The 6,533-nt window shown below is 69.7% G+C and carries 5 protein-coding genes; 4 read left to right on the plus strand and 1 reads right to left on the minus strand.

Annotation, left to right across the window (positions count from 1 at the left end; all coding sequences use genetic code 11):
- The first annotated feature begins 234 nt into the window (after positions 1-234).
- The gene (locus tag J1C73_RS33785; RefSeq protein WP_207319694.1) at positions 235-1,446 is read left to right on the plus strand and encodes a pyridoxal phosphate-dependent aminotransferase; all 1,212 of its coding nucleotides are present in this window, start codon (positions 235-237) and stop codon (positions 1,444-1,446) included.
- 102 nt (positions 1,447-1,548) lie between these two features.
- Positions 1,549-1,965, plus strand: coding sequence for an SCO4983 family protein (locus tag J1C73_RS33790; RefSeq protein WP_207319695.1), 417 nt, complete (start codon positions 1,549-1,551; stop codon positions 1,963-1,965).
- A 110-nt stretch (positions 1,966-2,075) separates the two neighbouring features.
- On the opposite strand, the gene J1C73_RS33795 is transcribed toward J1C73_RS33790, so the two are convergent.
- Entirely contained in the window at positions 2,076-3,902 is a 1,827-nt protein-coding gene (locus J1C73_RS33795; protein ID WP_207319696.1) for a phosphoenolpyruvate carboxykinase (GTP), read from the minus strand.
- Between the two features lie 213 nt (positions 3,903-4,115).
- Between J1C73_RS33795 and trhA the strand changes: the two genes are divergently transcribed.
- Both trhA and J1C73_RS33805 read left to right on the plus strand, forming a co-directional pair.
- Positions 4,116-4,811, plus strand: coding sequence for a PAQR family membrane homeostasis protein TrhA (gene trhA, locus J1C73_RS33800; RefSeq protein WP_207319697.1), 696 nt, complete (start codon positions 4,116-4,118; stop codon positions 4,809-4,811).
- 171 nt (positions 4,812-4,982) lie between these two features.
- Positions 4,983-6,500: a DHA2 family efflux MFS transporter permease subunit gene (locus tag J1C73_RS33805; RefSeq protein WP_207319698.1), complete on the plus strand. Its 1,518-nt coding sequence runs from the start codon at positions 4,983-4,985 to the stop codon at positions 6,498-6,500.
- Positions 6,501-6,533 lie beyond the last annotated feature (33 nt).

The raw sequence follows: 6,533 nt of genomic DNA on the forward strand, positions 1-6,533 counted from the left end.
GGGGTGGACCCCTGCTCGCCCGGCGCCCCGTGGCGTATCTCACCCGCTCTCGTCCGTCACGTCCCGTCCCCACCCCTTTCCAAGCCCGGCCCCCGTCCGCGCCCCGGGTTCCCACGGTTCGCGGGCGGTACGCGCATGGGATGGAAGCCGGGCCGGGCGGGCGGGCGACACGGGTGGCTCAACCTGCGGGGAAAGGCCGGGCACCCCGCGAAACACAGCCGTAAGCTCGCAGACATGCAGGTCATCCAGTCCACGAAGCTCGCCAACGTCTGTTACGAAATCCGGGGCCCCGTGCTGGAGGAGGCGATGCGGCTGGAAGCAGCAGGCCATCGCATCCTCAAGCTGAACACCGGCAACCCTGCCGCGTTCGGTTTCGAGTGCCCGCCGGAGATCCTTGAGGACATCCTGCGCAACCTCTCCGGGGCGCACGGCTACGGCGACGCGAAGGGGCTGCTGTCCGCGCGGCGGGCGGTGATGCAGCACTACCAGACCAAGGGGATCGACCTCGACATCGAGGACGTCTACCTGGGCAACGGGGTCTCCGAGCTGATCCAGATGTCGATGCAGGCGCTGCTCGACGACGGGGACGAGGTGCTCGTACCGGCTCCGGACTATCCGCTGTGGACCGCGTCGGTCTCGCTGGCCGGCGGCACGGCCGTGCACTACCGCTGCGACGAGCAGTCCGACTGGATGCCGGACCTCGCCGACATCGAGCGGAAGATCACCGACCGCACCAAGGCCATCGTGATCATCAACCCGAACAATCCGACGGGTGCGGTGTACGACGACGAGATGCTGCGCGGGCTGACGGAGATCGCCCGGCGCCACAACCTGGTCGTCTGCTCCGACGAGATCTACGACCGGATCCTGTACGACGGGGCGACCCACACCCCGACCGCCGCCATCGCGCCCGATCTGATGGTGCTCACCTTCAACGGGCTCTCCAAGAACTACCGGGTGGCCGGATACCGCTCCGGCTGGATGGCGGTCTGCGGGCCGAAGGCGCACGCCTCCTCGTACATCGAGGGGCTCACGATCCTGGCCAATATGCGGCTGTGCGCCAACATGCCGTCGCAGCACGCCGTGGCCTCCGCGCTCGGCGGGCGGCAGTCGATCAACGAACTGGTGCTGCCGGGCGGCCGCATCCTGGAGCAGCGGGACGTGGCGTACGACCTGCTGACGCAGATCCCGGGCGTGACCTGCGTGAAGCCGAAGGGGGCGCTGTACCTCTTCCCGCGGCTCGACCCCACGGTCTACAAGATCAAGGACGACCGGCAGATGGTCCTCGACCTGCTGCGGGCCGAGAAGATCATGGTGGTGCAGGGGACGGGGTTCAACTGGCCGGAGCCCGATCACTTCCGGGTGGTGACGCTGCCCTCGACCGAGGACCTGACGGACGCGATCGGCCGGATCGCCCGCTTCCTGGACGGGTACGGCCAGGTGTAGACCCGGTCTCGGCGATGGCCTTCACCACCCGGTCCCGAATCTGGACAACTTTAGACTGAATCCAAGCTAGGATGGATCCACAGCAACACCAGGAGGCCATCCATGTACGAACCGATCCGCACCAAATCGGTCCACACACCGGCCGACCACGCCGACGACTTCCCGCACCGCACACGCGAGGAAGAGCTGGACATCCAGCTCGCCGGACATCTGGCCGCACTGCTCGCGGTCACCGACGAACTGGGGCTCGGCGAGGCGGGCGACCGCATCGCCGAACAGGTCGCACGGTTGCGCGGCGCGCCGCCCGCCCGGCACGCCGGTCTGACCGAGATGCCCGCACCCGCCCTGCACCGCCGCGCCCACGCCCTCGCGGGCCGCGCGCTGGTGGTGGCGGCGTCCCGCGCCGACACGGCCGTCGCGATCCTCTCGGCCGAGCGCATGGACGCCCACGCCGCAGCGGCCCCGGCCACTGCCGACGGCTCCTCCGCCGCCCCGTCGCGCCTGGTCGGCGCCCTCTGACGGCCCCGGTCCACGGGCCGTAGAGGCGCGTGGACCGGGTGCCACCTACCCGCGGCGCCGCGCCGCGGTCACTGCCGGCGCGGCGGTTCGGCGGGGATCAGCCCGAGGGATCAGCCGAGGCGCTGGACCAGCGCGCGGTACTCGTCCCACAGCTCCTTCGGCGTGTGCTCACCGAAGGTGTTGAGGTGCTCGGGGATCAGCGCCGCCTCCTCGCGCCAGACCTCCTTGTCGACCTTGAGCAGGAAGTCCAGGTCCGACTCGGAGAGGTCCAGGCCCTCGGTGTCGATCGAGCCCTTGGCCGGCAGGATGCCGATCGGGGTCTCGACACCCTCGGCCTTGCCCTCCAGGCGCTCGACGATCCACTTCAGGACCCGGCTGTTCTCGCCGAAGCCGGGCCAGACGAACTTGCCCGCGTCGTTCTTGCGGAACCAGTTCACGTAGTAGATCTTCGGGAGCTTCGACTGGTCGGCCTTGTCCGCGCCGACCTTGATCCAGTGGTTCATGTAGTCGCCCATGTTGTAGCCGCAGAACGGCAGCATGGCGAACGGGTCGCGGCGCAGCTCGCCGACCTTGCCCTCGGCGGCGGCGGTCTTCTCGGAGGCGACGTTGGCCCCGAGGAAGACACCGTGCTGCCAGGTGAAGGACTCGGTGACCAGCGGTACGGCGGAGGCGCGGCGGCCGCCGAAGAGGATGGCCGAGATCGGCACGCCCTTCGGGTCCTCCCACTCGGGCGCGATGATCGGGCACTGGCCGGCCGGGACGGTGAAGCGGGCGTTGGGGTGGGCGGCGGGCGTATCGGACTCGGGGGTCCAGTCGTTGCCCTTCCAGTCCGTGAGGTGCTCGGGGAGCTCCTCGGTCATGCCCTCCCACCAGACGTCGCCGTCGTCGGTGAGCGCGACGTTGGTGAAGACGGAGTTGCCCCACATGGTCTTCATGGCGTTGGCGTTGGTGTGCTCACCGGTGCCGGGTGCGACGCCGAAGAAGCCGGCCTCGGGGTTGATCGCACGCAGCCGGCCGTCCTCGCCGAACCGCATCCAGGCGATGTCGTCGCCGATGGTCTCGACGGTCCAGCCGGAGATCGTGGGCTCCAGCATGGCGAGGTTCGTCTTGCCGCAGGCGCTCGGGAAGGCCGCCGCGACGTACTTGGACTCCCCGCGCGGCGGAGTGAGCTTGAGGATCAGCATGTGCTCGGCGAGCCAGCCCTCGTCGCGCGCCATGACGGAGGCGATGCGCAGCGCGTAGCACTTCTTGCCGAGCAGGGCGTTGCCGCCGTAGCCGGAGCCGTAGGACCAGATCTCGCGGTCCTCGGGGAAGTGCGAGATGTACTTGGTGGAGTTGCAGGGCCACGGAACGTCCTCCTGGCCCTCCTCCAGGGGGGCGCCCAGGGTGTGGACGGCCTTGACGAAGAATCCGTCGGTGCCGAGCTCGTCGAGGACGAGCTGTCCCATGCGCGTCATGGTGCGCATCGAGACGGCGACGTACGCGGAATCGGTGATCTCGACGCCGATCGCGGAGAGCGGCGAACCGACGGGGCCCATGCAGAAGGGCACGACGTACATGGTGCGGCCGCGCATGGAGCCGCGGAAGACGCCCTTGTCCCCCACGAAGATCTCCCGCATCTCGGCGGGGGCCTTCCAGTGGTTCGTCGGACCGGCGTCCTCCTCCTTCTCGGAGCAGATGAACGTACGGGTCTCGACCCGCGCGACATCGCTCGGGTCGGAGGCGGCGTAGTACGAGTTCGGGCGCTTGATCTCGTCGAGTTTGGTGAACGTGCCCTTGGCCACGAGCTCCCCGCACAGGCGCTCGTACTCGGCTTCGGAGCCGTCGCACCAGACCACCCGGTCCGGTTCGGTGAGGGCTGCGATCTCGTCGACCCAGGAGACGAGCTCCTGGTGGTTGGTGGGAACAGTGAGGGGAGCCGCGATGTCGCGCGCCACGATCGCTCCTTGATGAGGGTGTCTGTCTGGTAGTTGCCCCGTGGGGGCTGCGACCCGGATGCTTCTACCCCTTCGAATTTCCCCTGGCGCTCATCCGGTGCCGACCGCACTCATTTGATCATCCGACCATTCCGCCCATATGTCCAGAGGGCCGCCCACGTGAGCATCACCACTCATATTCGCAACCTACGGTGGCGTAGGTACGATGCGGGAATGACTGCTGCCGCCGCGCCCGAACCTGCCGGGCTGGAACCAGCCGAGACCGACGCCGTCCCGCTGAAGCCACGGATGCGCGGCTGGCTGCACGCCGGCATGTTCCCCGCGGTCCTCATCGCCGGCATCGTGCTCATCGCGCTCACGGACACCACTCGCGGCCGGATCGCCTGCGGCATCTACATCCTGACCGCGTGCCTGATGTTCGGCGTGAGCGCCGTCTACCACCGCGGTACCTGGGGGCCGCGCGGCGAGGCCGTGCTGCGCAGGCTCGACCACGCCAACATCTTCCTGATCATCGCGGGCACCTACACCCCGCTGACCCTGCTGCTCCTGCCCCGCTCCACCGGGACCCCGCTCCTGTGGGCGGTCTGGGGCGCGGCGGCCGCGGGCATCGCCTTCCGGGTGTTCTGGGTCGGCGCCCCGCGCTGGCTCTACACGCCCTGCTACATCGCGATGGGCTGGGCCGCGGTCTTCTTCCTGCCGGACTTCATGCGGACCGGCGGGATCGCGGTGCTCGTGCTGGTCGTCGTCGGCGGGCTGCTCTACAGCGCCGGCGGCGTCATCTACGGCATCAAGCGGCCGAACCCGTCACCGCGCTGGTTCGGGTTCCACGAGGTCTTCCACTCCCTGACCCTGGCGGCGTTCGTCGCGCACTACGTCGGCATCTCCCTGGTGGCGTACAGCCAGGGCTGAGCCCGGCAAGCCCCGCAAACCCTCCCTCACCTCATGGCCGCGGCTTCCGAGCCGCGGCCATTTCGCATGCCGCGCTCCCTCCCGGCGGCAGGAAAGAGCACGGATCGGATTGACACTCCATACCTTTTGATAGTTACTGTCATTTGACAGTAACTATCAAGGGAGCTGGACATGACCAGACGCTGGTGGGCCCTGGGCGCACTGATGGCGAGCATGCTCGTCCTCGGCTTCGACATGACGATCCTCAACGTGGCACTGCCGACCATGGCCGGAGACCTCGGCGCCACCACCGGCGAGCAGCAGTGGATGGCCGACGCCTACGTCGTGGTGTTCGCCGCCCTGATGCTTCCGGCGGGCCTGCTCGGCGACAGATTCGGGCGCCGCCGGATGCTCATCACCGGTCTGGGCATCTTCCTCGCCGGCTCGGTCGTCGGCGCGCTCGCCGGCGGCGTGACCTCCGTCGTGGCCGCCCGCTGCGTCATGGGCGTCGGCGCCGCACTCGTGATGCCGCTCGCCATGGCCGTACTGCCCTCACTCTTCGGCGAACCGCAGGACCGGATCAAGGCCATCGGCATCGTCTCGGCCGCCTCCGCGCTCGGTATGCCACTCGGCCCGATCCTCGGCGGCTGGCTGCTCGACCACTTCTGGTGGGGCTCGATCTTCCTGGTCAACATCCCGATGGTCGGCATCGGCATCACCGCCTGCGTGTTCCTGCTTCCCGAAACCCGCGACCCCTCGGCACCCCGGGTCGACGCGGTGTCCACCGCGCTGACCGCGGTCGGCCTCGGCGCCCTCATCTACGCGATCATCGAGGCGCCGGGCCGTGGCTGGGGCGACCCGCTCGTGCTCGCCGTGCTGGCCACGGGCGCGGTGCTGCTCGCCTCGCTCGTCCTGCGGGAGCGCAAGGCCGTGCGCCCGATGCTCGACATGTCGCTGCTGCGGCAGCGGCCGTTCCTGCTGAGCGCCCTCGCCGCGACGCTCGTGATGTTCGTGATGGCGGGGCTGATGTTCATCCTGCCCGGGTACCTCCAGGCCGTCCTGGGCAACGACGCCTTCGGTACGGGGGTGCGGATGCTGCCGATGATGGGCGGGCTGATCGTCGCCGCGAAGGCGGGCGGCCCGGTCACCGCGCGCTTCGGGGCCCGCGCCACGATGTCCGCCGGGCTGATCGTGCTCGCCTTCGCCGCGCTGCTCGGCAGCCGCACGACGGTCGACAGCGGCTACGGCTTCACCGCGCTATGGCTCTCCGTCGCCGGGCTGGGCTTCGGCTTCGCCGTCGTGCCCGCCATGGACGCCGCCCTGGGCACCCTGCCCGCGGACCGGGCGGGCAGCGGATCGGGGCTGCTGATGACCGTACGCCAGACGGGCGGCGCCCTCGGGATCGCGCTGCTGGGGAGCCTGCTCGCCGGCACCTACAGCGGGCGGCTCGACACCACCGGCGTACCGGCCGCCGCCGCGGACACCGCCGGGGACTCGGTCGTCGCCGCCCACGCCGTCGCCGCACGGCTCGGTGCGCAGCGGCTCGCGGACTCCGCCGACGCGGCGTACGTACACGGCATGAGCCTGGTCCTGCTCGTCATCGGCGCCACCGCACTGGTCAGCGCCCTGCTGGTCGGGGCGTTCCTGACCGACGCCCGTCAGGGGCGCAGCGAGCAGCCCGACGTGGTCGCCTCGCCCGTCGATGCCTGACAATGACGACCATGGCCGCCACCCCCCGTACCC

Source organism: Streptomyces laculatispora (assembly GCF_017353455.1).
GTDB lineage: Bacteria > Actinomycetota > Actinomycetes > Streptomycetales > Streptomycetaceae > Streptomyces > Streptomyces laculatispora.

What these genes read in the sequence shown, in the direction of transcription:
- J1C73_RS33790 (WP_207319695.1), top strand. Translation starts at nt 1,549, where the DNA reads ATGTACGAACCGATCCGCACCAAATCGGTCCACACACCGGCCGACCAC.
- trhA (WP_207319697.1), top strand. Translation starts at nt 4,116, where the DNA reads ATGACTGCTGCCGCCGCGCCCGAACCTGCCGGGCTGGAACCAGCCGAG.
- J1C73_RS33805 (WP_207319698.1), top strand. Translation starts at nt 4,983, where the DNA reads ATGACCAGACGCTGGTGGGCCCTGGGCGCACTGATGGCGAGCATGCTC.
- J1C73_RS33785 (WP_207319694.1), top strand. Translation starts at nt 235, where the DNA reads ATGCAGGTCATCCAGTCCACGAAGCTCGCCAACGTCTGTTACGAAATC.